1 protein-coding gene is annotated in these 325 nt (G+C 58.8%); it reads right to left on the bottom strand.

What is annotated here, in order from left to right; all coding sequences use genetic code 11:
- The coding region (locus KH400_RS30480) for a hypothetical protein (protein WP_217228765.1) at positions 1-325 on the bottom strand (325 nt) is incomplete at both ends.

Genomic DNA, 325 nt, shown 5'->3' with positions numbered 1-325 from the left:
CCCCCTCTCCTCTCCCCTCTTCCCCTCCTTCCTTTTCTCCCCCCCTCCTTTTTCCTTTTTTCTTTTCCCTTTTTTCCCCTTCCCTCTCCCCCCTTCCTCCTCTTCCTCCCCCCCCTTCTCCTCTCCCCTCTCTCTCTTCCACCTCCCTTCCCTTTCCCCCCCTTCCCTTCTTCTTTCCCCCCCTCGTGTCTTTTTCCTTCTTCCTCCCCTCTCTCCCCCCCCTTACCACCCCTTTCTTTCCTCCTTCTCCCTCCCCTTCCTTTCTTTTCTTCCCCTCCCTTCCTCCCCCTCTTTCCTTCCCTCCCTCCCCCCCCCTCCATTTCCC

This window comes from Desertibacillus haloalkaliphilus, from assembly GCF_019039105.1.
GTDB lineage: Bacteria > Bacillota > Bacilli > Bacillales > KJ1-10-99 > Desertibacillus > Desertibacillus haloalkaliphilus.
Note: the sequence above shows the minus strand (reverse complement) of the source record. Positions and strands in the feature narration are given on the sequence as shown.